30 protein-coding genes are annotated in these 26,058 nt (G+C 69.6%); 17 read left to right on the forward strand and 13 right to left on the reverse strand.

The window, feature by feature from the left end; all coding sequences use genetic code 11:
• Together VB738_RS13135 and VB738_RS13140 are read left to right on the forward strand one after the other, a co-directional pair.
• A partial coding sequence (locus tag VB738_RS13135) for a glycogen/starch/alpha-glucan phosphorylase (RefSeq protein ID WP_323306168.1) occupies positions 1-382 on the forward strand: 382 nt, incomplete at its 5' end.
• A gap of 38 nt (positions 383-420) precedes the next feature.
• The gene (locus VB738_RS13140) at positions 421-834 is read left to right on the forward strand and encodes a cyclic nucleotide-binding domain-containing protein (RefSeq protein WP_323306169.1); all 414 of its coding nucleotides are present in this window, start codon (positions 421-423) and stop codon (positions 832-834) included.
• Here the strand turns inward: VB738_RS13140 and VB738_RS13145 are convergent.
• Entirely contained in the window at positions 812-2,089 is a 1,278-nt protein-coding gene (locus VB738_RS13145; RefSeq protein WP_323306275.1) for an FAD/NAD(P)-binding oxidoreductase, read from the reverse strand. The genes VB738_RS13140 and VB738_RS13145 overlap by 23 nt on opposite strands.
• Before the next feature lie 71 nt (positions 2,090-2,160).
• Between VB738_RS13145 and VB738_RS13150 the strand changes: the two genes are divergently transcribed.
• The 4 genes from VB738_RS13150 to VB738_RS13165 are packed head-to-tail and all read left to right on the forward strand — an operon-like array spanning position 2,161 to position 5,316.
• Entirely contained in the window at positions 2,161-2,373 is a 213-nt protein-coding gene (locus VB738_RS13150; RefSeq protein ID WP_323306170.1) for an acetyltransferase, read from the forward strand.
• Positions 2,374-2,408: 35 nt separating this feature from the next.
• Complete coding sequence (locus VB738_RS13155) at positions 2,409-3,311, forward strand: cation diffusion facilitator family transporter (RefSeq protein ID WP_323306171.1); 903 nt, start codon at positions 2,409-2,411, stop codon at positions 3,309-3,311.
• Positions 3,312-3,342: 31 nt separating this feature from the next.
• Entirely contained in the window at positions 3,343-4,134 is a 792-nt protein-coding gene (locus VB738_RS13160) for an inositol oxygenase family protein (protein WP_323306172.1), read from the forward strand.
• Between the two features lie 21 nt (positions 4,135-4,155).
• The gene (locus VB738_RS13165) at positions 4,156-5,316 is read left to right on the forward strand and encodes a UDP-galactopyranose mutase (protein ID WP_323306173.1); all 1,161 of its coding nucleotides are present in this window, start codon (positions 4,156-4,158) and stop codon (positions 5,314-5,316) included.
• Here VB738_RS13165 and VB738_RS13170 read toward each other — a convergent pair.
• The 3 genes from VB738_RS13170 to cysT all read right to left on the reverse strand — a co-directional run bounded on the left by VB738_RS13170 (position 5,311) and on the right by cysT (position 8,018).
• Entirely contained in the window at positions 5,311-6,129 is an 819-nt protein-coding gene (locus VB738_RS13170; protein WP_323306174.1) for a glycosyltransferase family 25 protein, read from the reverse strand. The genes VB738_RS13165 and VB738_RS13170 overlap by 6 nt on opposite strands.
• A gap of 71 nt (positions 6,130-6,200) precedes the next feature.
• The gene (gene cysW / locus VB738_RS13175) at positions 6,201-7,100 is read right to left on the reverse strand and encodes a sulfate ABC transporter permease subunit CysW (protein WP_323306175.1); all 900 of its coding nucleotides are present in this window, start codon (positions 7,098-7,100) and stop codon (positions 6,201-6,203) included.
• A gap of 66 nt (positions 7,101-7,166) precedes the next feature.
• Entirely contained in the window at positions 7,167-8,018 is an 852-nt protein-coding gene (cysT, locus tag VB738_RS13180) for a sulfate ABC transporter permease subunit CysT (protein ID WP_323306176.1), read from the reverse strand.
• A 127-nt stretch (positions 8,019-8,145) separates the two neighbouring features.
• Between cysT and VB738_RS13185 the strand changes: the two genes are divergently transcribed.
• Positions 8,146-9,168: a sulfate/molybdate ABC transporter ATP-binding protein gene (locus VB738_RS13185; RefSeq protein WP_323306177.1), complete on the forward strand. Its 1,023-nt coding sequence runs from the start codon at positions 8,146-8,148 to the stop codon at positions 9,166-9,168.
• Between the two features lie 12 nt (positions 9,169-9,180).
• Here the strand turns inward: VB738_RS13185 and VB738_RS13190 are convergent, their stop codons facing one another.
• The 3 genes from VB738_RS13190 to VB738_RS13200 form a co-directional block, all read right to left on the reverse strand.
• A complete protein-coding gene (locus VB738_RS13190; RefSeq protein WP_323306178.1) occupies positions 9,181-9,372 on the reverse strand; it encodes a hypothetical protein in 192 nt (63 codons plus the stop codon).
• A gap of 67 nt (positions 9,373-9,439) precedes the next feature.
• Entirely contained in the window at positions 9,440-9,991 is a 552-nt protein-coding gene (locus VB738_RS13195) for a Crp/Fnr family transcriptional regulator (RefSeq protein WP_106222534.1), read from the reverse strand.
• A gap of 176 nt (positions 9,992-10,167) precedes the next feature.
• Positions 10,168-10,599: an Rrf2 family transcriptional regulator gene (locus tag VB738_RS13200; RefSeq protein ID WP_323306179.1), complete on the reverse strand. Its 432-nt coding sequence runs from the start codon at positions 10,597-10,599 to the stop codon at positions 10,168-10,170.
• Between the two features lie 144 nt (positions 10,600-10,743).
• Here VB738_RS13200 and VB738_RS13205 point away from each other — a divergent pair, with 144 nt between their 5' ends.
• Together VB738_RS13205 and VB738_RS13210 are read left to right on the forward strand one after the other, a co-directional pair.
• Entirely contained in the window at positions 10,744-11,808 is a 1,065-nt protein-coding gene (locus VB738_RS13205) for a sulfate ABC transporter substrate-binding protein (protein ID WP_323306180.1), read from the forward strand.
• A 50-nt stretch (positions 11,809-11,858) separates the two neighbouring features.
• Positions 11,859-12,683 (forward strand): class II glutamine amidotransferase, encoded by an 825-nt coding sequence (locus tag VB738_RS13210; RefSeq protein ID WP_323306181.1) that lies wholly within the window; start codon positions 11,859-11,861, stop codon positions 12,681-12,683.
• Between the two features lie 109 nt (positions 12,684-12,792).
• Here the strand turns inward: VB738_RS13210 and VB738_RS13215 are convergent, their stop codons facing one another.
• Positions 12,793-13,092: a hypothetical protein gene (locus tag VB738_RS13215; RefSeq protein ID WP_323243557.1), complete on the reverse strand. Its 300-nt coding sequence runs from the start codon at positions 13,090-13,092 to the stop codon at positions 12,793-12,795.
• Positions 13,093-13,145: 53 nt separating this feature from the next.
• Entirely contained in the window at positions 13,146-14,627 is a 1,482-nt protein-coding gene (locus tag VB738_RS13220; protein WP_416233181.1) for an FAD-linked oxidase C-terminal domain-containing protein, read from the reverse strand.
• Positions 14,628-14,772: 145 nt separating this feature from the next.
• Between VB738_RS13220 and hemL the strand changes: the two genes are divergently transcribed.
• From hemL to VB738_RS13260, 8 genes are read left to right on the forward strand one after another with little or no spacing between them, the layout of a single operon-like run.
• Positions 14,773-16,101: a glutamate-1-semialdehyde 2,1-aminomutase gene (gene hemL / locus VB738_RS13225; protein WP_254975970.1), complete on the forward strand. Its 1,329-nt coding sequence runs from the start codon at positions 14,773-14,775 to the stop codon at positions 16,099-16,101.
• Positions 16,098-17,294 carry an ABC transporter substrate-binding protein gene (locus tag VB738_RS13230; protein ID WP_323306183.1) on the forward strand — a complete coding sequence of 399 codons (1,197 nt, stop codon included), beginning with the start codon at positions 16,098-16,100 and terminating at the stop codon, positions 17,292-17,294. Before hemL ends, VB738_RS13230 begins: the two co-directional genes overlap by 4 nt.
• 7 nt (positions 17,295-17,301) lie before the next feature.
• Entirely contained in the window at positions 17,302-18,231 is a 930-nt protein-coding gene (locus VB738_RS13235) for a branched-chain amino acid ABC transporter permease (protein WP_323306184.1), read from the forward strand.
• A gap of 5 nt (positions 18,232-18,236) precedes the next feature.
• Entirely contained in the window at positions 18,237-19,148 is a 912-nt protein-coding gene (locus VB738_RS13240) for a branched-chain amino acid ABC transporter permease (protein WP_323306185.1), read from the forward strand.
• Positions 19,145-19,939: an ABC transporter ATP-binding protein gene (locus tag VB738_RS13245; RefSeq protein ID WP_323306186.1), complete on the forward strand. Its 795-nt coding sequence runs from the start codon at positions 19,145-19,147 to the stop codon at positions 19,937-19,939. The genes VB738_RS13240 and VB738_RS13245 overlap by 4 nt, the downstream gene beginning before the upstream one ends.
• Positions 19,936-20,655 (forward strand): ABC transporter ATP-binding protein, encoded by a 720-nt coding sequence (locus VB738_RS13250; RefSeq protein WP_323306187.1) that lies wholly within the window; start codon positions 19,936-19,938, stop codon positions 20,653-20,655. Before VB738_RS13245 ends, VB738_RS13250 begins: the two co-directional genes overlap by 4 nt.
• Before the next feature lie 2 nt (positions 20,656-20,657).
• Complete coding sequence (locus tag VB738_RS13255) at positions 20,658-21,608, forward strand: ion transporter (protein WP_323306188.1); 951 nt, start codon at positions 20,658-20,660, stop codon at positions 21,606-21,608.
• The gene (locus VB738_RS13260; protein WP_323306189.1) at positions 21,583-22,296 is read left to right on the forward strand and encodes a 3'-5' exonuclease; all 714 of its coding nucleotides are present in this window, start codon (positions 21,583-21,585) and stop codon (positions 22,294-22,296) included. Before VB738_RS13255 ends, VB738_RS13260 begins: the two co-directional genes overlap by 26 nt.
• On the opposite strand, the gene VB738_RS13265 is transcribed toward VB738_RS13260, so the two are convergent.
• Genes VB738_RS13265 through VB738_RS13280 form a run of 4 tightly spaced genes read right to left on the reverse strand, consistent with a single transcriptional unit; the run spans position 22,288 to position 26,058 of the window.
• Entirely contained in the window at positions 22,288-23,133 is an 846-nt protein-coding gene (locus VB738_RS13265) for a metal ABC transporter permease (RefSeq protein ID WP_323306190.1), read from the reverse strand. The genes VB738_RS13260 and VB738_RS13265 overlap by 9 nt on opposite strands.
• On the reverse strand, positions 23,130-23,918 hold the full coding sequence (locus tag VB738_RS13270; protein ID WP_323306191.1) for a metal ABC transporter ATP-binding protein: 789 nt from the start codon (positions 23,916-23,918) through the stop codon (positions 23,130-23,132). The genes VB738_RS13265 and VB738_RS13270 overlap by 4 nt, the downstream gene beginning before the upstream one ends.
• On the reverse strand, positions 23,918-24,946 hold the full coding sequence (locus VB738_RS13275; RefSeq protein WP_323306192.1) for a metal ABC transporter solute-binding protein, Zn/Mn family: 1,029 nt from the start codon (positions 24,944-24,946) through the stop codon (positions 23,918-23,920). The genes VB738_RS13270 and VB738_RS13275 overlap by 1 nt, the downstream gene beginning before the upstream one ends.
• Positions 24,943-26,058, reverse strand: coding sequence for a hypothetical protein (locus VB738_RS13280; protein ID WP_323306193.1), 1,116 nt, complete (start codon positions 26,056-26,058; stop codon positions 24,943-24,945). Before VB738_RS13280 ends, VB738_RS13275 begins: the two co-directional genes overlap by 4 nt.

The following is a 26,058-nucleotide window of genomic DNA, read 5'->3' on the forward strand; positions in this document are numbered from 1 at the left end:
GGAGATCGCCCAGCTGCACGGCCACTACAGGCCCTGGGAATGGATCGCCGCCGATCCCCTGCTGGCGGAGGTGTTCGCCTTGATCGAGCGGGGGCACTTCAGCCAGGGGGACATGGACCGCTTCCGGCCCCTGAGCGACCAGCTGCGGGGGAGCGACCCGTTCTTTGTGCTGGCTGACTTCGCCTCCTACCTGCAGGCCCAGGCCAGGGTCAGCGCCACCTGGGCCGACCGCCGCCGATGGCATCAGATGGCCCTGCTGAACACGGCCCGCAGTGGCTTCTTCTCCTCCGATCGGGCCATCGGTGCGTATGCGGAACGCATCTGGGACGTGACGCCCTCCCCGGTGGCGTTGGGGGCAGCGCCGATGCCAACGGATCCTTAACCCTCCGCCAGCAAGGTGGAACCATTCCGGAGTTCCCCATGACCTCGCCCTCCCCAGGCGCCCTGACCACCATGCGGCTCCTGGCCCAGGACAGGGAGCTGAGGACCATCGCCGCCGGGGAGGTGATCTTCCGTGCCGGGGAGGCCGGCGACTCCGTGTTCGGCATCGTCGAGGGTGCGGTGCAGATCGACTGGACCGGAGGCAGGGAAAGTGAAATCCTCGGCCCCGGCAGCAGCTTCGGGGTGGGTGCCCTGGTGGGCCCCGAGCATCAGCGCTTCGGCACCGCCACCGCGGTGCAGGACACGCAACTGCTGGAGATGAACAGGGAGGAATTCCTGTTCGCCCTCCAGGAACTGCCGATGTTCGCCCTGGAGATGCTCCATGGCCTCGAGGAGCGGTTGGGCCATCTGAAGCCTTCCGGCAGCGACCTCAGCGCGCCACCCCGGGCATGAAGCGCCGCTCGTGCGGGGCCCCCTTGAGCATGCGGTTCCAGTAGATCCAGGGCAGCACATCCTTCTTGACCACCCACATGCTCCAGCGTTCCTGGGTGGGATCGAGGGGGAAGGAGGGAACGGGCTGTCCGTCGTAATTGAACTCGGCCATGATCACGCGGCCGTAGCCGGTGATCAGCGGGCAGCAGGCATAGCCGTCGTAGCGGGCGGCCAGGGGCTGGCCATCGAGATGGGCCAGCAGGTTGGCCACCAGCACCGGCGCTTGGCCCCGCACCGCCGCGGCGGTCTTGGAGTTGGGCAGGGAGGACACATCGCCGAGGGAGAAGACGTTGGGATGGCGCACGTGCTGGGTGGTGAACTTGTCGACCTCCACCCAGCCGCCCGGTCCGGCCACCGCCAGGGGGCTGGTGGCCACCACATCGGGGGCCGCCATCGGCGGGGTGACGTGCAGCATGCCGAAGGGGAGCACCTCTTCGCGCACCGTGTCGCCGTCCTTGACAGCGAACACCGCCTCCTTGCTGGCGGCGCGCACCTCGGTGAGGGTGTGCAGGTAGCGGGGCTCGATGCCGCGGCGGGCCACCACCTGGCGCAGGGGTTCGGCGAAGGTGGGAATGCCGAAGATCCCCGGAGTGGCGGTGGCGAAGATGACGCTGGTGGCCGCGGCCACCGTCGGCGAGCGCTTGAAGACGTCGTCGGCCAGATACATGATCTTCTGGGGCGCCCCGGCGCACTTGATGGGCGTGTCGGGGAAGGTGAAGATCGCGTTGCCGCCGCTGAAGGCCTGAATGGTCTTCCAGGTGTAATCGACCAGATCCTTGGAATAATTGCTGGTGACCCCGCCCGTGCCCAGGGCCTCCGGCAGCCCCTTGATCCGGTCCCAGCAGAGCTTGATGCCGGTGGCCACCACCAGGGCGTCGTAGTGAAGCGTTTCACCATCGCTGCTGGTCACGGTGCCGGCCACCGGGTCGAAACCGGTGGCGGCGGCGCGGATCCAGCGCACCCCCTCGGGAATCAGATCGGCTTCGGCGCGGCGGGTCTGCTCAAGGGTGAAGACGCCGCCGCCCACCAGGGTCCAGCCGGGTTGGTAGTAGTGGTCGGGGGAGGGCTCCAGGATGGCGATCTCCAGACCGGGCCGGGCCCGCTTGAGCTGGCTGGCCACGGTGAGGCCCGCAGCCCCTCCGCCGACGATCAGGATCTGGTGATGGGCCATGGAAAGGAGATCAGACGCGGAGGACCCGGCAGCGGTGAGGGGAATCGTTACGGTCCTGATCCTTCGTGGCACCGAAGCGCCAGCAGACTGAAGGGATCGACAACCGGTGCAGGGTGATGTTTCTGAAGGTACGCCACGATGACGACGCCAGCCTGGTGGAGGTCCTCAACGTCAAGCAATTGTTCAATCCTTTCGAGGAGCTGGTGCGGGCCCGTCTGCATGGCGGCGAAGAGCTCCAGGACCCCGGGGACTTCTCCAAGGCCGAACTGATCTTCCCCTCCGGCGAGTCCCTGCCCCGCTGCTGGGTTGATTCCCACTTCAACAGCTGACGTCCCCAGGGCGGCAACGTTGCTAAGACGCCGGCATGGCGTCCCATTCCCACCACGATCACCAGCACCACGGGGCCCCGAGGGCCTTCTTCTGGGGGGTGGTGCTCAACAGCGGCCTCTCGGGGCTGCAGTTGGTGATCGGCATCGGCTTCGGCTCCCTGGCCCTGATCGGTGACGCCATCCACAACCTGGGCGATGTGGCCGGCCTGCTGTTCGGCTGGGGGGCTGAACGGCTCAGCGCCCGCCCGGCCACGGCCCGCTTCACCTACGGCTTCGGTCGCAGCACCCAGCTGGCCTCGCTGATGAACGCGGCCCTGATCCTGATGGCAGCCGGGGTGGTGATCGTCGAAGGGGTGCAGCGGCTGCTGGATCCGGTGCCGGTGGTCAGTGGCCCGGTGGCCTGGGCGGCGGCGTCCGGCATCGTCGTCAACCTGCTGTCGGCCCGGCTGTTCGGCAGCGGCCACCACCACGATCTGAACCGGCGGGCGGCGGTGGTGCACCTGCTCACCGATGCCGCCGTCTCGGCCGCGGTGCTGGTCAGCGCCGTGCTGGTGGGGCTGGTGGGCTGGATGTGGCTGGATGCGGCCACGGCCATCGGCGTGGGGCTGGCGGTGGCCTGGAGCGGCTGGGAACTGCTGCTGGAGGCGCTGAGCGCCAGCCTCGACGCCGTGCCGCGGGGCATTGACCTGGCCGCGGTGGAGGCGGCCCTGCGGACCCTGCCCGGGGTGGAGAACGTCCATCATCTGCACGTCTGGGGCATGAGCACCTCCCGCAGCGCCCTCACGGCCCATCTCGTCGGCCGCTGTGATGGGCCGCTCGACGGGGAGCTGCTGTCGCTCGCCCGGCAACGGCTCGCCCAGCTCGGCATCAGCCACAGCACGCTCCAGATCGAGGCACCCGGCAGCTGCGGGGAGGACGGGGCCCACGAGCCTCGATAGGGTGAGGAACAGATTCGGTGCAGCGGACGCCTTGCTGTTCTCGCCTCCGCTGCTGCCGAGCCACCTGATGCCCCGGCTGAAGGGACGGGCCCGACGCGGGCTGGAACGGGGGCTGGCCGCGGCCGGCCTCGGCCTCGTGAAACTCGATCCTCCCGACTCGGCGGCGCACCGGGCCGCCGAGCGTCAGCGGACCCTGCAGCGGCAGATCCTGGATCGCCACGACCAGCAGACGATCGCCGATGTGGAGGCCCTCAACGACCGCTATCGGACGCCGGTGCTGGGCAGCCTCCGGCCGATGGATCTGTTCCGGATGCTGGGGGAGTGCCTGGATCCGACGGACAATCTGCTGGGCTGCGCCAGCCAGCTGACCCACAGCCTGCAGGTGATCGAGGCGATGGTTGGTGATGGCGTGCGCGACGACGATCTGCTGCTGCTGGCCCTCCTCCATGACCTCGGCAAGCTGCTGCTGCTCACCGGTGAAGACCCGGCCAACGTGGTGGGCACCAATGCCATCCTCACGCCCAGGGCCAGGACCGGCCTCGACCAGCACATCTGCCAGTGGAACCACTGCGAATTCGGCTACCTGCGGTTCCGCTCCTTTCTACCGCCCCATCTCAGCTGGACGATCCGCTATCACGGCCTCAAGAACACCAACCCCGTCGACTACATGGATGGCCGCGATGAACAGCACTTCAATGGCATCATGAAGCGCTTCCGCCACTACGACACGGCCTCCAAATCCATCGACATCCGTCCCGAAACCCGGCTGGACGACTACCGAGATTTCATCGAATCAAGACTCCCCGATCGCATCCTTTTCTGATCTTCTCCCAGGCTTTCCATCATGCGTTTTCTTGTGGTTGGCTCCGGCTTCGCCGGCGCCGTGCTGGCCAGGGAGCTTGCTGATCACACCGACCACTGCATCGATGTGGTTGAAGCCAGGGATCACATCGGCGGCAACTGCCACACCCACAGGGAGCAGGAAACGGGCATCACCGTGCATACCTACGGGGCCCATATCTTTCACACCAGCGATCTGAACGTCTGGAACTACCTGCAGCGTTTCACGGAGATGATGCCGTTCATCAACCGTCCCAAGGCCAGCATCGACAAGGGAATCTTCAGCCTGCCCGTCAATCTTCATACCATCAACCAGTACTTCGGCAAGAAGTTCTCGCCATCGGAGGCCCGGCAGTTCGTCGACACCATCCGGCGCCATGACATCAAGGAGCCCCGGAACTTCGAAGAGCAGGCGCTGCACTTCATGGGCGAGGAGCTCTACCGGGCATTTTTCCATGGCTACACGAAGAAACACTGGGGCTGCGAGCCGCAGCAGATCCCGGCCTCCGTGCTGAAGCGGTTGCCGTTGCGCTTCAACTACAACGACAACTACTACGCCTCGATTTACCAGGGCATCCCCAGAGATGGCTACACCGCCATCTTTGAGCGGCTCCTCGACCATCCCCGCATCTCCCTGAGCCTCAACCACCGCTGGCAACCCTCCGATGGTCAGGCCTATGACCACGTCTTCTACTCAGGCCCCCTCGATGGCTTCTTCGGCCACCGGCGGGGCCGGCTGGGCTATCGCACCGTGTTCTGGGAGCGGCAGATCGAAACAGGCGATGCCCTGGGCCATCCCGGAATCAACTATCCCTCGCTGGATGTGGGCTTCACCCGCCGCAGGGAGCACAAGCACTACGAATACTGGAAGCAGCACGAGAAAACGATCGTGTTCACCGAATACAGCAAGGAAACGGGCAGCAAGGATGAGCCCTACTACCCCAAGCGCCTGGCGGCCGACAAGGCCCTGATGCACGGCTATCTGGGCGATTGCCTGCAGACCGACAGGACCAGCTTCCTGGGCCGGCTGGGGCTCTACAAATACATGGACATGCACCAGGTGATCGCCGAGTCCCTCTCCCTGGCGCGGGAGTTCATCGCCGCGCTCGCCTCAGGGCAGCCCCGGCCCATCTTCCCGGAGGCCTTCCGCCGCAGCCTTTCATAGCTTGTCGCCGACCACACCCGGGCCGTCCTCCTCCAGCTGGAACACCAGCCCCCGGTTGCGCCGGGTGATGGCCGGATCGGTGCCGCGGCCGGCCGGGTCGGGACACAGCCGCAGGCTGTTCCAGGCGTACCACTTCAGCGGGAAGGAGCTGACGCGCGGGGAGTTCCGCATGCCATCGCAGATCATGAAGTCGTACCCATAGACCACCGGCTGGCCGGTGAGCCAGGCGTACAGCTGACGGCATCCGGCCTGGGTGAAGGTGTAGGCGTGGGTGCAGAACAGCGGACAGACCACGATGTCCTGGAGGAGGGGGGTCGGCCTGGAGACGACGCGGCGGGAGGCCGACCTCAGGCGGGGATGGCGATCGAGGAAGCGGAACGGACTGGGCCAGGGGAGTTCCTCGTAGAGGAGCTGGGAACCAAGAAACAGCAGCTCCCAGTCCGCAGGGGTGGCGTCATGGAAGACCTTGGCATGGGTCGTCCAGATGGGCGGGAAGAAGACATCGTCCTCGAAGATGTGCACCATCGGCAGGTCCCGCTCGATGGCATGGGCCAGCAGGCCCAGGTGGGAGAGCAGGGACCCCTGGGAGCCGCGGCGGGCCGTGAAGCGGTCGACGTCGATCGGCCTGCCCAGGCCGTGGCGCTCGAACAGGGCCTCCAGATCCTCCGATCGGGCATCCACCGCTGGCCAGATCGAGACCCGGGAGAAGCCCGCCTCCCCCAGGCGCTGGAGCAGCCCGTCGCGCCGGTCGGGACGGCGCTCCAGATTGATGCAGAAGGCGGGGGCCTCCAGAAACTGCTGCCAAGGCCCCATGGCTGTCGCTCGCTGCCGAAGCGAACGCTAGGGAACCGCCCCGTGGCCGGCCCGGATCAGGGCGCTGCCGCTCAGGGCTCGATCCTGGCGGCCTTCTTGTCCTGCTCCAGCAGCTGCTCCACCAGGAGCTTGAGCAGCAGCGACACGATCGCCACGCCCCCCAGCACCATCGCCGCCCCGAAGGCCAGCTCGGTCTGGTAGTTCTTGTAGGCGTCCTCCACGAACAGGGGCAGGGTCTGGGTGAGGCCCTCGATGTTGCCGCTGACCACCGCGACGGCACCGAATTCCCCCAGGGCCCGGGCCGTGGTGAGGATCAGGCCGTAGAGGGCGGCCCAGCGCACCGAGGGAAGCGTCACCTTCCAGAACACCTGCCAGTTGGTGGCGCCGAGGGTGCGGGCGGCCTCCTCCTGCTCCCAGCCCTCCTCCTCCAGCAGGGGGATCACCTCCCGGGCCATGAAGGGGAAGGTGACGATGATCGTGGCCAGCACGATCCCCGGCCAGGAGAAGATGATCTTCCAGCCCAGGCTCTCGATGACGCCCCCCAGCAGGCCATGGGTGGGGCTGTAGAGCAGCACCAGCATCAGGCCCACCACCACCGGCGAGATCGAGAAGGGGAGGTCGATGATGCTGAGCAGCAGGGCCTTGCCCCGGAACTGGCGGCGGGCGATGGCGGTGGCCGCGGCCAGGCCGAAGATGACGTTGCAGGGCACCGCCACGGCGGTGGCGAACAGGGTCAGGCGCAGGGCCGAGAGCAGTTCGTGGGACTGGAAGTTCTCCAGGAAAGGCCCCAGCCCCTTGGCGAAGGCGGAGGCCACGACGCTCAGGGCGGGCAGCAGGATCACCACCCCCACATAGAGGCAGGCGATCAGGGGGATCAGGATCGCCGCCAGATCAGGGCCCGGGCGACGGGACCTCGGACGCGGAGCCCGAACGGCGGCGGGGCTCTCCAGGGTGGGGACGACGATGGTCATGGCGGACAGCCGATGGCGGGAACGGAAGGCGGACAGGAATCGGGGTGAAGGCTGAGGGAGGCGGGATCAGGCCGCATCGCCCTGGTAGCGCTGGCCCCACACCTGCAGCAGGTTGATGACAAGCAAACTGAGCAGGGAGAAGATCAGCATCACCGCGCCGATCACGGTGGCGGCGTCGAAGTCGTACTCCTCCAGTTTCTGGATGATCAACGTGGGGGTGATCAGGTCCCGGAAGGGCACGTTGCTGGAGATCATCACCACCGAGCCGTACTCCCCCACGGCCCGGCTGTAGCCCTGGGCCACCCCGCCGAGGATCGCCGGCAGGAGCTGGGGGAGCACCACCCGCAGGGTGGTCTGGAGCGGCGTGGCCCCCAGGCACCAGGAGGCCTCCTCCTGCTCCTTCTCGAGGGAACGCAGCACGGGTTCCACGGTGCGCACCACGAAGGGCAGGGAGATGAACACCATCGCCACCGTCACCCCCGGGGCGGCGAAGGCCACCTTGAGGCCGAAGGCCTCGTTGAGCGGCTGGCCCAGCCAGCCGTTGGTGCTGTACACGGCCGTGAGGGCAAGACCGGCGACGGCGGTGGGAAGGGCGAAGGGCAGATCGATCAGGGCATCGAGCAGGCGCTGGCCCGGAAAGCGGCAGCGCACCAGCGCCCAGGCCACCACCAGCCCGAAGACACCGTTGATCACGCTGGCCACCAGGGCCAGGCCGAAACTCACCTTGTAGGTGGCGATGGCCTCCGGCGTGGTGGCCATCTCCCAGAAACCGACGGGTCCCACCTCGGCGGCCCTGAGCAGCATCGCGCCCAGGGGCAGGAACAGGATCAGGCCCAGGTAGGTCCAGGTGATGCGCCAGGGCCAGCTGGGCAGCGCCAAGGCCGGCAGGCGCCAGCGACGCAGGAGGGCGGGGGTCATCGGGGCAGGGGGACAGGGGGGCGGCGGAGGGCGCGGCGCTGGGGGCGACGACGGCGTCAGGCTAAAGGACGGTTCATCGGTGCGCTTACCGGTATAGTCAGTTTCTCCAGCCACCCAGGCCGCTCCCATGGGCATCCGCGTCGCCAACGTCAGCAAGCGCTTCGGCGACTTCCGCGCCGTCGACGACGTCAGCGTCGACGTGGACACCGGCTCCCTGGTGGCCCTGCTCGGTCCCTCCGGGTCGGGCAAGAGCACCCTGCTGCGATTGATCGCCGGACTGGAAGAGGCCGATGCCGGCCGCATCTGGATCACCGGCGAGGAGGCGACCGAACGGTCGGTGCAGGAACGCCAGGTGGGCTTCGTCTTCCAGCATTTCGCCCTGTTCAAGCACCGCAACGTGCGTCGCAACGTGTCCTTCGGCCTTGAACTGCGCCGCTGGAAGCCCGAGGCGATCCGTCGTCGGGTCGACGAGCTGCTCGACCTGGTGCACCTGCGGGGCTACGGCAACCGCTACCCCTCCCAGCTGTCCGGCGGGCAGCGCCAGCGGGTGGCCCTGGCCCGCGCCCTGGCGGTGCAGCCCCGGGTGCTGCTGCTGGATGAACCCTTCAGCGCCCTCGATGCCAAGGTGCGCAAGGAACTGCGCGCCTGGCTGCGCCATCTCCACGACGAGATGCACGTCACCACCGTGATCGTCACCCACGACCAGGAGGAGGCCATGGAGGTGGCCGATCGGATCGTGGTGATGAACGAAGGCCGGGTGGAGCAGATCGGTTCGCCGGCGGAGATCTACGACCATCCCGCCTCCCCGTTCGTGATGAGTTTCGTGGGCGCCGTCAACGAGCTGCCCAGCGGTTCCCTGCCCGTGCGGCGCGATGCGGTTCCGCCGCTGCCGGCGGAGGGCCGGATCTTCGTGCGCCCCCACCATGTGCAGGTGCATGCCACCCCCCAGCCGGGCACGGTGCCAGCCCGCCTGCGGCGCCTCACCCACATGGGCCGCGACCTGCAGGCGGAACTGGTGCTCGACTCCGCGGAGGTGGTGGTGGCCCAGTTCCCCCGGGAAGAGGTGGATTATGTCAACCTCAAGCCCGGCGACCGACTGCATGTGATCAGCCGCCAGGCACACGCCTTCCAGCCCGATTATTCGATCTGATCAGTGATCTGATCAGTCGATCCGAGCCGTGGCGACTCGGCGGCGCGGAGGTTCGGAATGAACCTCCGCCAGGCGGGCATCGGCGAGGTACTGGGCCACGGCCAGGGGATCCTGGTGGCGCAGTAGCTCACCGTTGCGGAAGACGAGGGTGAAGCGCTGGGGATGGGGCTCATTGAGCCTGGAGCGGAAGTACTGGGCAGCCATGACGGTGGGTGTTGATGCGTGGGTGTTGTTGAACAGAAAGGACGCTGGGAATGGGGCGCCGGTGCGCTCAGGGGATGCTGACCATCAGGTCGGTGTCGCTGACCTGATGCAGAAGGCCGAGGCGCTTGAAATGGTTGAGGGTCTTGGTGACCGTCACCCGGGTGAGGCCGCAGATCTCCGCCAGGGCCTGATGGGTGAGGTTCATGTCCCGCAGGGAGAGGCGGTAGCCGCGGCTGCTCACCTGCCCGAAGCGGATGCCGATCCAGCGCAACAGCCGCAGCAGTCGTGAATCGGCGCCGCGGACCCGGTTGATCTCGAACAGCTCTTCGGTGTTGCGGATCTGGTGATGCAGGAAGGCCAGGATCTCGGCCTCGCTGGGATGGCCCTGCTCCACCACCACCGTGGACAGGCACTGGATCTCCACCGGACGCAGCGTGGAATAGGCGTTGGTCACCCAGTCACCCGGGCCCCACAGGCCGAGGGTGAAGGATTCGCCCTCCTCGTCGTGAGAGGCGGTGCGGATGTAGCCGTCCTGGATCTTCCAGTGAAGTCCGTCGGGCAGGACGTCATGGGGCAGGAGCGTCAGGCGGAGGGTCTGGGGCGTGCGTGAGGTGGTCATGGCCGCAGGCGGAAAGCAATGGGTTGGAGGGGTTCAGGGCAGGGCGGACGGCCAGCCTTCGGCTGGCGACAGGCATTCGCCGACAACAGCACATGGGGAGCCTGCGGGGACCCCAGCACCATACCTCACATTCCCCATCGGCAATGTGGTCTATTAAACGGACCACCGCGGACCGCTCAGATGAAGTACATCGCCTGAGCCTGGGCCAGGTGATCGCGCTGGTCCAGCAGGTCCTGCAGGGTGGTCCCCGAGAGGATGGCGCGACGGGCCTCTTCGAGTTGATCCCCCAGCCGGCCCAGCACCTCGAACTCCGGGGTGGCGCTCTCGCCGCCACCCCGCGGCGTGACTTCCCCCTCCAGGCAGCTCACCACGTCATCGACCCGGATCTCGGCCGGTGGCCGGGCCAGCTGGTAGCCCCCCTTCGGCCCCCGGATGCTGCGCAGGATCTGGCCCCGGCGCAGGCTGGCGAGCATCTGCTCCAGGTAGCGATCGGGGATGCCTTGGCGCTGGGCGATCTCCGCCACCTGCAGCACGCCGCCGCGGGAGTGGATGGCAGCCAGCTCGATGAGCGAGACGAGGCCGTAGCCGGTTTTCGCGCTGAAGGCCAAGGGAATCCACGGTTCTCTTACGGGGATTGTGACAGTCACCACCCCCGGGCCAGCCGCCGGCCCGGCACCCGGGGGATGTCATCCGCCCTACACCACCGTGTCGGCGCGACGGACAGCTTTCACCAGTACACCCATCGGTCAACCGTGCTTTATTCGTTCTCCTCGCCATTTCCGTCCGCCGCCCCTCTGGCCATCACCGGTCTCCTGCTGGGGGGCCTGGCCCTCACCGGCTGCAGCCCCCGGCCCGAGGGCGGTGCCGGTGCCGGCGGCAGCGACGCTCCCCAGGAGTTGCTGCTGGTCAGCTACGCCGTGACCAAGGGGGCCTACGACCGGATCCTGCCCAAGTTCGAAGCCGACTGGAAGGCCAGAACCGGCCAGACCATCAACGTCAAGACGAGCTATGGCGGCTCCGGTTCCCAGACCCGGGCGATCATCGACGGCCTCGATGCCGACGTGGCCACCCTCGCCCTGGCCGGTGACGTGCTCAAGCTCCAGGCGGCGGGGCTGGTGCAACCGGGGTGGGAGAAGGAGCTGCCCGATGGATCGATGATCACCAACTCGGTGGTGGCCTTCATCACCCGCGACGGCAACCCCAAAGGTGTTCAGAGCTGGGCGGATCTGACCAAGCCAGGGGTGACCTTGGTGACGGCCAATCCCAAGACCTCCGGCGGTGCCCGCTGGAACTTCCTGGGTCTTTGGGGGTCGATCAGCCAGACCGGGGGGAGCGAGGCCCAGGCCAGGGCGTACGTCAGTTCGGTCTACCGCAATGTGGACAACCTGCCCAAGGACGCCCGCGAGGCCAGTGACGTGTTCCTCAAGCGCGGCCAAGGCGACGTGCTGCTCAATTACGAAAACGAGGCGATCCTGGCCAAGCGCAGTGGCGATCTCAAGGCACCCTTCATCGTGCCCGAGGTCAACATCCGCATCGAGGGCCCGGTGACCGTCATCGACCGCAACGTGGATCGCAAGGGCACCCGCAAGGCTGCCGAAGCCCTGGCCGCCTTTCTCCAGAGCGAGCCGGCCCAGGAGATCTTCGCCGAGGAAGGCTTCCGTCCGGTCAGCCCGGGCGTCTGGAGCCGCGTGAAGGGACGCTTCGCCCCGGTGAGGCAGCTGTTCTCGGCCGGCGACTTCGGCGGCTGGGACAAGATCAACGCCACCTTCTTCGGCAAGGACGGGGTCTGGGACCAGCTGTTCAGCAGCTCCCGCTGATCCGGGTCCGCCCCAGTGGGGAGAATGGGGGCCGCGGTGGACCCCGGGTGATGTGCGAACTGCTAGCCCTCAGCGCCAACACCCCCACCGACATGCGCTTCTCCTTCCATGGCCTCACCCGCCGGGGGGGTGCCACCGGCTGCCACGGGGACGGGTGGGGCGTGGCCAGCTTCGACTCCGATGGCCGCGGGGTGCATCTCTACCGGGAGGACGCCCCGGCGGCCTTCTCGCCGATCGCCGCCCGGGTGGCCAGCCTGGATCTGCGCTCCCACTGCTCGATCGCCCACATCCGCAAAGCGACCCAGGGGGTGGTGGCCCTGGAGAACTGCCACCCCTTCCACCGGCGCTGGCAGGGGCGGGAATGGGTGTTCGCCCACAACGGCAATCTGCTGGGGCCGCTGCCGCCGACGCGGCTGTTCGTTCCGGAGGGATCCACCGACAGCGAAGTGGCCTTCTGCTGGATCCTGGAGCAACTGCACGCCGCCGGTGCCGATCCGGCGGACCTGGACGCCATCTTCGGCACGCTGGTGCTCTGCGCCCGGCAGCTGGAGCAGCAGGGCACCTTCAACTGTCTGATCAGCAACGGCAGCTGGCTGTTCGCCCACGCCAGCAGCCGGCTGCACCGCATCACCCGCCGGGCCCCGTTCGGCCGGGCCACCCTGGCGGATGACGACCTGAGCGTCGACTTCTCCGAGCTGGCCGGCGTCGACGACGTCGTGACGATCGTCAGCACCGAACCGCTGACCAGGGATGAGGAATGGCTGCCGCTTCAGGCCGGCGAGGCCGTTCTGCTGGTGGGGGGCGAAGTGGTGCGGCACCAGCCCCCTGGGGCGCCGGGAACAGCCAGCCCAGTACCGGACAGAACGCTTCGATGAGAACGAACGTCTGGGTGAGGCAAGCCATCACCTGGCAGAAGAGATCCTCCGCCAGCAGAGACATCCATGCACACCAGATGGGCCGCGCGTGGGCAGCGGAAGCCGGCAGTCAAGGGAGCATCCCGCAGACGAACAGCTTGTTCATCACCGGAGCGGCGACCTGGTCGATGAAGGACTGACGCAGCTGGGGATCGTCATTGAGCATGTCGAGCACACGCTGCTCCTGGGACCCACGCCGCTCGCTGCGGGCGGCCCAGAGCTGCTCGCAGCTGGATTTCTGATAGCGCTCGATCACTTTCTTGGCCACCAGATTGACGACCGGGGACTGGGCGAAAACCGGCGCTGCGGTCAGCAGGCTGCCTGTGACACCCAGAGCGACACCCAGACGGGCCATCGGGCGGATCAGCATGGAGCGCCAGGGGAGAAGGTCCTCCCAACGTAGAACCGTCCCCTCGGACGGGCTCAGAAAACATCGAGGGGCTCCAGGCTGGGCGGCTGGGCGGCACCGGCGGAGAGGGCGTCGACCCGCACGGTGAGCGACGTCGCCTGGAGCCGGGCCGATTCGCCGCAGCTGCGCGGGGTGGGGAAGATCTTGCCGGGGTTGGCCAGGCCCGCCGGGTCGAAGGCCTCGCGCACCAGGCGCATGGTGGCCAGGTCGTCGGGAGCGAACATCCAGTCGAGGTAGCAGCGCTTGTCGCTGCCCACCCCGTGCTCGCCGGTGATGCTGCCGCCCGCGTCGATGCAGAGGCGCAGGATGTCGGCCCCCAGCGCCTGCACCCGGTCGGTCACACCGGGCTCATCGGCCCGATACAGGATCAGGGGGTGGAGATTGCCGTCGCCGGCATGGAACACGTTGGCCACCGGCAGGTCGTAGCGGCGGCTGAGCTCCTCGATCGCCGCCAGCACCGAAGGCAGGGCGCTGCGGGGCACGACGCCGTCCTGGACGTAGTAGGTGGGGGTGATGCGGCCGACGGCGGCGAAGGCGGACTTGCGGCCCTTCCACAGCAGGGCCCGGTCGGCCTCGCTGGAGGCCCGCCGGATCGTGCGGGCACCGGCCTGTCGGCAGAGTTCACCGGCCATCTCCACGGCGGCGGCCACCTCCCGCTCCTGCCCGTCCAGTTCAATCAACAGCACGGCAGCCGCATCGCGGGGATACTCGTCCCGGCCGAAGAGATCGTCGACGGCGTTGATGGTGAAGTTGTCCATGATCTCCATCCCGGCCGGCAGCACCCCGGCGGCGGTGACCAGGCGCACCGCCTCACCGGCGGCCTCCATGGCGGTGAAATCGGCCAGCAGCACCGCCACGCTCTGGGGCGCCCGCAGCAGCCGCAGGGTGATGGCGGTGGCGATGCCGAGGGTGCCCTCGCTGCCGATGAACACCCCGCGCAGATCCAGCTCGGGGGTCTCGGCCAGGCCGCTGCCCAGGGTGGTGACCGTGCCGTCAGGGAGCACCACCTCCATCTCCAGCACGTGGTTGCTGGTGACGCCGTACTTGAGGCAGTGCACGCCGCCGGAGTTCTCGGCCACGTTGCCGCCGATCGAGCAGACCACCTGGCTGGAGGGGTCCGGGGCGTAGTAGAAGCCGTCGCCGGCCACCGCCCGGGTGACCCAGCCGTTGATCACCCCCGGCTGCACGGTGATGCGCCGGTTGGCCAGATCGACATCGAGGATCGAGCGCATGCGGCTGGTGGCGATCACCAGCGCTCCGTTCTCCGCCAGGGCGCCCCCCGAGAGGCCGGTGCCGCTGCCTCGCGCCAGGAAAGGCACCCCGTGGCGGTGGCACAGCCGCAGGATGGCGGCCACCTGTTCGGTGGTTTCGGGCAGCACCACCAGGGGGGGCTGGGCCCGGTGCAGGGTGAGGCCGTCGCAGTCGTAGGCGAGCAGTTCCTGGGGCGCCGCCACCACCGCCCGCGCCGGCAGCAGGGCGCGGCAGTCACGCTCCATCGCTGCCCAGTCGATCGTCACGGAAGGGGTCCGGTGGGCCGGTGAAGGGGGTGCCATTGCTTCCGAACTTACCGACGCCCGGCACCCCGGCACCCTTCTGGGTCAGGATGGGAAACGATTGCCTCCACCTTCCGCGGATCCCGCCTTGAGTTCGGCCACCCCTTCAGCGCCCGCCTCGGCCCCTTCCCTCCTCACCACCCGATCCGAGGAGATCTTCGCCGCCGCCCAGACCCTCATGCCCGGGGGCGTCAGTTCCCCCGTGCGGGCCTTCAAGTCGGTGGGCGGCCAACCGATCGTCTTCGACCGGGTCAAAGGGGCCTACGCCTGGGACGTCGACGGCAACCGCTACATCGACTACGTCGGCAGCTGGGGGCCCGCCATCTGCGGCCACAGCCATCCCGAGGTGATCGCCGCCCTCCACCAGGCTCTGGAGAAGGGCACCAGCTTCGGCGCCCCCTGCGTGCTCGAGAACGAGCTGGCCGAACTGGTCATCGCCGCCGTGCCCTCGGTGGAGATGGTGCGCTTCGTCAACTCCGGCACCGAGGCCTGCATGGCGGTGCTGCGGCTGATGCGCGCCTTCACCGGCCGGGAGAAAGTGATCAAGTTCGAGGGCTGCTACCACGGCCACGCCGACATGTTCCTGGTCAAGGCGGGCTCCGGGGTGGCCACCCTCGGCCTGCCCGACTCCCCCGGTGTGCCCCGCGCCGTCACCGCCGGCACCCTCACCGCCCCCTACAACTGCCTGGAGTCGGTCAAACAGCTGTTCGCCAACAACCCCGGGGAGATCGCCGGGGTGATCCTCGAGCCGGTGGTGGGCAATGCGGGCTTCATCACCCCCGAGCCCGGCTTCCTGGAGGGCCTGCGCGAACTCACCAAGGAGAATGGCGCCCTGCTGGTGTTCGACGAAGTCATGACCGGCTTCCGCATCAGCTACGGCGGGGCCCAGGCCCGCTTCGGGGTCACCCCGGACCTCACCACCATGGGGAAGGTCATCGGCGGCGGCCTGCCGGTGGGCGCCTACGGCGGCCGGGCCGACATCATGGCGATGGTGGCCCCCGCCGGCCCCATGTATCAGGCGGGCACCCTGAGCGGCAATCCCCTGGCCATGACCGCCGGCATCAAGACCCTGCAGCTGCTCAGCCAGCCCGGCACCTACGAGCGGCTGGAAACGATCACCAAACGGCTCATCGACGGCGTCCGCGCCGCCGCCGCCGAGGCGGGCATCCCCTTCTGCGGTGGCAGCATCAGCGCCATGTTCGGCTTCTTCCTCTGCGAGGGGCCGGTGCACAACTTCGAGCAGGCCAAGGCCGCCGACACGGTGCGCTTCGGCCGCCTGCACCGCGGCATGCTCGAACGCGGCGTCTACCTGGCACCGAGCGCCTTCGAGGCGGGCTTCACCTCCCTGGCCCACAGCGACGCCGACATCGACGCCACCATCGACGCCTTCCGCGACGTCTTCCTCTCGCTGGCGTGAGCGTCGGTCGTCTGCTGGGGGTCGGCACCGGGCTGCTGACCCTGACCCTGCTGGCGGGCTGCGCCACCGACCCCGGCAGCCAGCCCCTCGATCTGGCCGGCGGCGTGCCGGTAGGGGCGGTGCTCGCCCTGACGGGCAACGCCAACGTCTACGGCCAGGACCAGAAGATCGGCCTGGAGCTGGCGCTCCAGCACCGCAACGGCGCCGGCGGCATCAACGGCAACCCCCTGAAGCTGGCCCTGGAGGACAGCGGCAGCGACGAGCCGGGGGCCAACGCGGCCTTCACCCTGCAGATCAACCGGGGCGTGCTGGCCCTGGTCGGCCCCACCCTCTCCCAGCAGGCCTTCTCTGCCGACCCGATCGCCCAGCGCCGCGGCGTGCCGGTGGTGGCCCCCTCCAACACCGCCACCGGCATCCCGGAGATCGGTTTCTTCATCAGCCGGGTCTCGGCCCAGAGCTCGGTGATCGCGCCCCTGGCCATCGACCGGGCCCTGTCAATCCAGCCGGGCCTGAAGCGGGCGGCGGTGTTCTACGCCCAGGACGACGCCTACAGCACCGCCGAGACCACCATCTTCCAGACGGCCCTCAAGCAGAAGGGCCTCGATCCCGTCACGGTGCAGCGCACCCAGCTCAACGACCAGGACTTCCAGAACCAGATCAGCGCCGCCCTGCGGGAGAAGCCCGACCTGATCGTGCTGTCGCTGCAGGCGGTGGACGGCGGCAACCTGATCCGCCAGCTCAGGGAGCTGGGCTACAAGGGCCTGATCGTGGCCGGCAACGGCATGAACACCCCCAACATCTACCCGATCTGCCAGAAGTACTGCGACGGGCTGCTGATCGCCCAGGCCTACAGCCCCGAACTGGACACCCCCGCCAACACGGCCTTCCTCAAGGCCTTCCAGGCGGCCAAGGGCGGCGCCATCCCGCCCCAGCTCACGGCCCAGGCCTACACGGCCCTGCAGGTGATCGGCGAGGCCCTGGTGCGGCTGGACAAACGCCAGCCCCTCAAAGGCGCCACCCTGGCCGACGCGCGCAAGGCGCTGATGGAGGAGATCCTGGCCGGCACCTACGCCACCCCCCTGGGGGAGATCCGCTTCACCCCGGAGGGCGAGGTGGTCCAGAGCCAGTTCTTCGTGGCCCAGGTGCGCATGGATCCGGGCGGGCGCAGCGGACGCTTCGCCCTGCTCAAGTAAGTCCCTGGTGGACCTGCTCCAGATCCTGGTCAACGGTCTGTCGGTGGGGGCGGTCTACGGGTTGTTCGCCCTCGGCTACACCCTGGTGTTCTCGGTCCTGGGGGTGATCAACTTCGCCCATGGGGCGGTGTTCACCCTGGGGGCCTACTTCACCTACCTGCTGATCGGCGGCGCGGTGGGGGCCAACGGTCTGCTGGCGGGCTTCCAGCTGCCCGTCGCCCTGCCCTTCTGGGGGGCCCTGCCCCTGGCGGGGCTGGGGGCGGCCCTGGTGGCCCTGCTGGTGGAACGGGTGGCCTTCCGCCCCCTGCGCCGCCGCCGGGCCGACCCGCTGCTGGCCCTGATCACCAGCCTGGGGGCCGGGGTGATCCTGGTGAACCTGATCCAGCTGCTGGCGGGGGCGGAGAGCTACGCCATCCCCACCGGCGCCCTCGGCGGCCTGCCGGCCTCCTTCCCCCTGCTGGGCGCCCGGGTGCGCACGGTCCAGGCCCTGCTGCTGGGGATCGCCGTGCTGCTGTTGGCCCTGCTCACCGTCTGGCTGGAGGGCAGCCGCAACGGCAAGGGGCTGCAGGCGGTGGCGGAGGACGCTGAAACCGCCCAGCTGCTGGGCATCGACAGCACGGCGATGGTGCGCCTGGCCTTCGGGCTCAGCGGCTTTCTGGCCGGGGTGGCCGGTGGCCTGGTGGGGCTGAGCGTCAGCATCGCCGGCCCCTACTTCGGCATCGGCTACGGCCTCAAGGGGCTGGCGGTGCTGGTGCTGGGCGGGCTGGGCAGCGTGCCCGGGGCGGTGCTGGGGGGCCTGATCGTCGGCCTGGCGGAGGCCCTGGTGCCGGCCGAGTGGTCGGGCTGGAAGGATGCGGTCAGCTACGGCTTCCTGTTCCTGGTGCTGCTGCTGCGGCCCCGGGGGCTGCTGGGCCGGCCCCTGCCCACCAAGGTGTGAAGACCATGGACGCCGCCCTGCTCGAACAGATGCTGCTCGGCGCCCTGCTGGCGCTCTCGGTCTACCTGCCCCTGCGCTGCGGCCAGCTGTCCCTGGCCACCCCGGGCTTCTATGCGGTGGGGGGCTACGTGGCCGCCCTGCTCTCCACCGGCATCCCCGTCTTCGCCGGCAGCGGCGCCACCTCCCCGCTGCCGGCCCTGCTGGCGGAGATGGTGCTGGGCGGGGCCCTGGCGGGACTGATCGCCCTGGCGATCGGCGGCCCGGTGCTGCGGTTGCGGGGGATCTACCTGGCCATCGCCACCATCGCCCTGGTGGAGATCCTGCGGGTGCTCAACCTCAACCTGCCCTTCACCGGCGGGGCCATGGGGATCTTCGGCATCCCCCAGCCCTTCGCCCACCCCGAGGGGTACGTGCTGTTCACCCTGGCGCTGCTGGCCCTGGCCTGCTGGCTGTGCCAGCGGCTGGAGGCCCTGCGGCTGGGTCGGGCCATGGCCGCCATCCGCGATGACGAACTGGCGGCCGCCTGCGTCGGCATCGACACCCCCCGCACCAAGCTGATCGCCTTCGTGGCCAGCGCCGTGCTCGCCGGTGTCACCGGTGCGCTGGCGGCCCACTTCCTCAACTCCTGGAACGCCCGGGCCGGCAGTTTCGACGCCAGCATCACCACCCTGGCCTTCGTGGTGTTCGGCGGTTCCCGCCTGTGGCCGGGGCCGGTGCTGGGGGGGCTGTTGCTCACCGCCCTGCCGGAGCTGCTGCGCCCGGTGGGCGACCTGCGCCTGATCCTGTTCGGGGCGGTGATCCTGCTGGGTCCGCTGTTCTTTCCCCAGGGACTGGTCACGGCGGAGCGGCTGCGCTGGCTGGCCGGCCTGCTCGGCCGGGGCCGCCAACGGGGCCACCGGGCTCCCCAGGCCCCATGAGCCGAAGCCCCGACGGCACCGCCCCGGTGCCCCTGCTGCAGGTGGAGGCCGTCAGCTGCCGCTTCGGCGGCCTGCTGGCCCTCGATCAGGTGAGCCTGGAGCTGGAGGACGGAGAGATCTTCGGCCTGATCGGCCCCAACGGCGCCGGCAAGACCACCCTGTTCAACGTGATCTCCGGCCTCACCCCCCCCAGCGGCGGCCGCTGCCTGTGGCGGGGCGCGCCCACCACGGGCCTGGGGGCCAGCGGCCTCAACCGGCTGGGCATCGCCCGCACCTTCCAGAACCTGCGCCTGTTCGAGAGCCTGTCGGTGCGGGAGAACGTGCTGGTGGGCCTGCACCACGCCGCCCGCACCCCCCTGCTGGGGTCGCTGCTGGGCAGCGGCGCCTTCCGCCGCCAGCAGGCGCAGCTGCAGGAGCGGGCGATTGAGCTGCTCACCCTGCTGGAGCTGGAGGCCCTGGCCGACCAGCGGGCCGGGGACCTGCCCTACGGCGATCGCCGCCGGCTGGAGATCGCCCGGGCCCTGGCGACGGCGCCGCAGTTGCTGCTGCTGGATGAACCCGCCGCCGGCATGAACCCCGCCGAAAAGGACGACCTGCGGCGGCTGATCGGCACGATCCGCCAGCACTTCGCGCTGACGGTGCTGATCATCGAGCACCACGTGCCACTGATGATGCGGCTCTGCGACCGGCTGGCGGTGCTCAACTTCGGCCGGCGCATCGCCCTGGGCAGCCCCGCCGCGGTGCGCTCCGATCCGCGGGTGATCGAGGCCTATCTGGGGGGACGGCCGTGAGCGCGCCGCTGCTGGAGCTGCGTTGCCTCACCGTGCGCTACGGCGCCCTCACCGCCCTGCGGGGCCTGGATCTGCAGGTGCGCGAGGGGGAGCTGGTGACCTTGCTGGGCGCCAACGGCGCCGGCAAGAGCACCACCCTGCGGGCCATCTCCCGGCTGGTGGGCGCCGCCGCCGGCCAGGTGCTGTGGCGCGGCGCCGACCTGGCGGGGGTGAGCACCCACCGCACGGTGCGCCTCGGCATCGGCCACTGCCCGGAGGGCCGGCGGGTGCTGGCCCGCCAGACCGTGGCCACCAACCTGGAGCTGGGGGCCTGGCTGCGCCGCGACCGGGCCGGCATCACCACCGACCTGGAGCGCTGCTACGGCCTGTTCCCGCGCCTGGCGGAACGGCGGCGCCAGCTGGCCGGCAACCTCTCGGGCGGCGAGCAGCAGATGCTGGCGATCGCCCGGGCCCTGATGGGCCGGCCCAGCCTGCTGCTGCTGGATGAGCCCAGCCTGGGCCTGGCGCCGAAGCTGGTGGCCGAGGTGATGGCCGCCCTGGCGGCGCTGCACAGCGAAGGGCTCTCGATGCTGCTGGTGGAGCAGAACGCCACCGCCGCCCTGGAGATCGCCGACCGCGGCGTGGTGCTGGAGGGCGGCAGCATCGCCCTTGAGGGCAGCGCCGACGCCCTGCTCGCCGATGCGGGGCTGCGGGCCTCCTACCTGGGGAGCGGCTGAGGATGCTGGTGGTGCCGCTGCTGCTGGGCGGCCTGATCGTCCTGGCCCTGGCCCTGGTGCGGGTGGTGGGGCGCCCCTGGCTGGAGCGCACTATCCTCGAGACGGACACCCCTTCCGGCAAGGCCTTCGATGCCCTGCTGATGCTGGCCATCGCCCTCAGCGTGCTGGCGGTGGTGCTGGAGAGCGATCCGTTGGTGCGGCAGCGCTTGGCGGGCGCCTTCCTGGGGCTGGAGTGGGGGTTCACCCTGCTGTTCAGCCTTGAGTACCTGCTGCGGCTGCGGCTGGTGGCGGAGCCGCGGCGCTACGCCACCAGCTTCTTCGGGCTGGTGGACCTGCTGGCGATCCTGCCCTCCTACCTGGGGCTGCTGATCGGCGGCGGCCAGCTGTTCCTGGTGGTGCGGGTGCTGCGGCTGCTGCGGGTGTTCCGGGTGCTGAAGCTGGGGGCCTACCTGCAGGAGGCCGAACTCCTCTGGAGCGCCCTGATCGCCGCCCGCCGCAAGATCACCGTGTTCCTGCTGGCCATGGTGACGCTGGTGATCCTGATCGGCGCCTTCATGTACGTGATCGAGGCCGGCAATGACGGCTTCAGCAGCATTCCGGTGGCCATCTACTGGGCCTGCGTCACGATCACGACGGTGGGCTATGGCGATGTGGCCCCGGTGACACCCCTGGGGCGCTTCATGGCCTCGGTGGTGATGCTGATCGGCTACAGCATCATTGCCGTGCCCACCGGCATCCTCAGCGCCGAGATCGGCCTGTCGGTGCTGCGGCCGACGGGCCGCCCAGAGGCTGGGACCCCTTGCCCCGCCTGCGGACTGGCCGACCACCAGGCCGACGCCCGCCACTGCCGGCACTGCGGCGCGGCGCTGACCGGGAATGCTCTCGGTGAGAATCCCCCCAGTCGCGACGAGCCCACCCCTGGTGCCGATGGAGGAGCCGAGCCCCAGCACTGAACTCCTGGCTGCGGGCTGGTCGGAGCAGGACGTGCGTCGCTACCGCCAGTTGTGGACGTACCGCAGCCGCTGGGGCGCCGCCAACCTGGATCGCGACGAGCGGCGCTTCCTGGGCAGGGGCGACGCTGCCCTGCGGACGATCCAGCGGTCACCGGCTCCGGTCTCACGCAAGGGCCTGACCGATCTCCGTCAGGGCTGTTTCGTGGCGCTGGATTTCGAGACGGCGGACCAGGGGAGGGACAGCGCCTGCTCGATCGCCCTGGTGCGGGTGGAGGGGAGCGCCATTGTGCGCCGCGAGCACCACCTGATCCGGCCGCCGCGCCGGTCCTTCCAGTTCACCGCGATCCACGGGATCAGCTGGCCCCAGGTGGCCGATGCGCCCACCTTCGCCGAACTCTGGCCCCAGCTGGCGGCCTGCCTGGATGGGGCGCAGTTCATCGCCGCCCACAACGCCAGCTTCGATGCCGGTGTGCTGCGGGCCTGCTGCGAGCAGGCCCGCCTGCGGCCCCCCGCCCAGCCCTTCGTCTGCACCGTGCAGGTGGCTCGGCAGGCCTGGAATCTGCGGCCCACCAAGCTGCCGGATGTGTGCCGGCACCTGGGTCTGCCACTCCGGCACCACGATGCCCTCTCCGATGCCGAGGCCTGTGCCGGCATCGTGCTGGCGGCCGGTCCCCTTGGTTCAGGCTAGGACCGCCCTGCCCCGCTCTCGCCGCCACAGGCTGACGCCCAGGGCCAGCAGGAAGCCGAAGAACTGCACGATCACCACGCAGGGGCCCGAGGGCAGGTTGGTGAGGCCCGAGCCGAGCAGCCCCAGCACCGCGCAGCCGCCGCCGATGACGGAGGAGAGCACCAGGTAGGTGCCGAAACGGCGGCTCACCAGCCGGGAAGCGCAGGCGGGAATCACCACGAAGGCGCTGATCAGCAGCACCCCCACCGCCTTGATCGACACCGCCACCACCACAGCGAGCAGCAGGATGAAGGCGATCCGGTGCCACTGGCTGCCCACGCCGAAGGCCCCGGCCAGATCGGCATGGAGGGTGACCAGCACCTGGGCCCGCAGGCTCACCAGCAGGTAGGCCACCGCCGCCACCAGCAGCACCGCGATCAGGGCGAGATCCAGCCAGGAGATGCCGAGGATGTCGCCGAACAGCAGTTGCTGGATCCCGCCCTTGTAGGTGGTCACCAGGCTGAGGGCCACCACGGCGAAGGCCAGGGACGTGGAGTAGACGATGTTCAGCAGGGCATCGGTGGGGAGCTGGCTGCGCTGCACCAGCAGGTTCACCAGCAGGGCGAACAGCACCGCGAAGGGGATCAGCACCAGGGTGGGATTGAGCCCCAGCAGGATGCCCAGGCTGATGCCGAGCAGGGCCGAATGACCCAGGGCATCGCTGAAGAACGACAGCTGCCGCAGCACCGCGAAGCTCCCCAGCAGGCCGCCCAGGGACCCGGTGAGCAACCCGCCGATCAGGGCCCGCTGCATGAACGGCTGGCCGATGACGGTGGCGAACTGGGACATCTCCATCATCGGATCCGGGGGCTGCCCTGGGGCGCCCGGCGCCCGGGGGGGCCGGGGACATCGGCCGGGTCGTAGAGCCGCTCCAGCTGGGCCCGGGAGAGGGCCAGTTCGGGACGGCCGCTGCAGCGCAGCTGGCGGTTAAGGCACAGCACCTGGTCGCAGCTGCGGCGCACCATGTCCAGGTCATGGGAGACCTGCAGCACCGTCCAGCCCTCACTGCGGCGCAGGTCGAACAGCAGGCTGTGGAACTGTTCGGTGGAGGGGGCGTCCAGACCGGCCTGGGCCTCATCCAGCACCAGCAGGCGCCGGGGCCGCACGACGCAGAACGCCAGCAGCACCCGCTTCAGCTGGCCCCCCGAGAGCTCGCTCAGCAGGCGCCCGGCCAGCGGACCGCAGCCCGTCTTGGCCAGGGCGGAGCGCACGGCGGAGCGGCGCGCACCGCCGCCGCTCCAGGGCAGGCGCGGGCCGGGAGGATCCCAGCCAAAGCCGACGAACTCGGCCACGGTGAGGGGCAGGCGCCCCTGGAGCGGCAGGGCCTGGGGGAGGAAGGCCAGCTGGGCCCGGACCTGTGCCGGCAGCTGGCCGGCGGGCCCCAGCCGGTGGCCAAGGATCCGCACCTCCCCGGCCTGGCGGGGGATCAGGCCGAGAATCGCCCCCACCAGCGAGCTCTTGCCGGCCCCGTTCGGCCCCACCAGGGCCGTGTCGCTCTCGGCCGCGAGCTGGAAGCTGACGTCGTCGACCGCCAGCACCCCATCCCGCACCACCCGCAGCCCCTCGACCTCCAGCACGGCCATCAGCGGAAGGCGCTCACCAGGTCGGTGACATTGCGGCGCATCACCTCGGCATAGGTGCCCGGGTTGCGGGAAGCCTCCTCCGAGCCCGTCTCCAGCGGGTCGAAGACGCTGATGCGGATCCCCAGATCCCCCGCCAGGGCGTTGAAGGAGCGGTTGCCCTCCTGGGGTTCGCTGAGCAGGGCCCGCAGCTGGGTGCTCTTCACGGTCTCCGCCACGCGAGCCAGATCCGCCGGCGAGGGGTTCTGCTCCGGCACATCCACCAGGTACTCGGCCTTGAGGCCGTAGCGGTCGGCGAAGTAGGGGGCGAAGTCGTGCAGGACGACGAAGGTCTTGCCCCGGAACGGCGCCAGCTGCTTCTCGAATTCCGTGTTGAGCTGGCGCAGCTGGCCGCTGAAGGCGGCGGCGTTGCGGCGGTAGCCGTCGGCACAGGCGGGATCGGCGGCGATCAGGCCGTCCCGGATGTTGTCCACCTGCTGGGCGGCGCGCACCGGATCGAGCCAGATGTGGGGATTGATCGGGCCGTGGTCGTGGCCGTGATCCTGGCCCTCCGCCTCGGCGTGGTCGTCGCCGTGGTCGTGGTCATGGCCGTGGTCGTCGCCGTGGCCATGGTCGTCGTGGGACTTGGCGGCCTTCTCCGGGTTCTCCAGGGTGGGGATGCCGCGGCTGGAGTCGATCACCTTCAGATCCGGGTTCTCGGCCCCCTTGACCAGCTTGTCCAGAAACGACTCCATCTCCAGACCGTTCTTGACCAGCACCCGGGCGTTCTTCAGGGCCGCCACATCCCCCGGCCGGGCCTGGAAGTCATGGGGACCGCTGTTGGCGGGGATCAGGGCCGTCACCTCGGCGCAGTCGCCCGCGACGGCCCGGGTGAACAGGGTGATCGGCAGGAAGGTGGTCACCACGCTGGGGCGATCGGCCCGGCCGGCCTGGGCGTCCGGTGCCTGCACCGCGGGGCGGCAGCCCAGCAGCAGGGCGGAGAGCCCGGCGGCCATGGCCAGGACGGGGCGGCGGACGGGGGGCTGAATCATGGGGCGAAACCTCCGGAACGGGGTGGGCGGGAAGGCTGGGAGCGAGAACGGACAGACGGGGGCAGGGTGACCGGCCAGAGCCACCACTGCCCCTGGTCACCACCGGCGGCCAGGTGGCGGCCGTCAGGTCGCCACCTCAGACAGGTGATGGCCTGGCCATCGCCCTCGAGCAGCTGCTGCAGGCGGCCGCGGCCATCCCAGAGCGCCACGGTGCCATCACTGGAGGCGCTGGCCAGCAGGCTGCTGCCGGGGGCGAAGGCGACGGTGTTGACGCGGCCCTCATGCAGGACAAGGGGCTCCGGCTTCCAGCCCTTGGCGCCGCGATCCTGCTGGCTCCAGAGCACGGCGATGTCGGTGGAGGCCACGGCCAACAGGGGGGCCAGGCGCCCCGGCTGGTCGCACCAGGCCAGGGAGCGGACCTTGCCGGGGAAGCCGCTGAACTGCCAGCCACGGCCGGCCGCACCGTCGGGCCAGAGCATCAGCGAACCATCGAGCTGGCCGCTGGCCAGCAGGGTCCCCTGGTCGGACCAGCCGAGGGCCACGCCGGCCGAGCCGGTGGCGCAACGCTGGGGCAGCTCGTCGATGTCGTCCGGCCGCCAGAGGAGCACCTCGCCGTGGCAGGCGGCCGCCAGCCGCTGGCCATCACGGCTCCAGGCCAGGGACAGCACCGTGCGCACCAGCTCCTGGCTCTCCTCCCGCCACGAGCGACGCTCCCCGTCCCAGAGCCGCACCCGCCGGCCGGCCCCCAGCGCCAGCAGGGCGCCGTGGGGCCGCCAGGCGGCCGCGTCCAGCCAGCCGGCCTGCAACGGCACCGGGTCGAAGGCCATCGGCCGCACCCCCGTGCCGCCCATCTCCCAGAGCAGCAGCTCGCCGTTCTGGCCCGCCGCCATCAGAAAGCGACCGTCGGGACTGAAACCGAGCACATCGAGGCTGCTGTCGCGCTCGCCCCGCAGCAGCTCCTCGCAGCCCGCCCGGAAATCGAGCAGCAGCAGCTCGCCGCCGGCCGTCGCCATCGCCAGGAACTCACCATCGGCCGACCAGGCCTGGGCGGTGATGGCGTTGCCGCAGGTGCCACAGAGGCGTTCCTGCACCAGGGCCTGGGGGGGCGCCAT

Source organism: Cyanobium gracile UHCC 0139, from assembly GCF_034931325.1.
Taxonomy (GTDB): domain Bacteria; phylum Cyanobacteriota; class Cyanobacteriia; order PCC-6307; family Cyanobiaceae; genus Cyanobium; species Cyanobium gracile_B.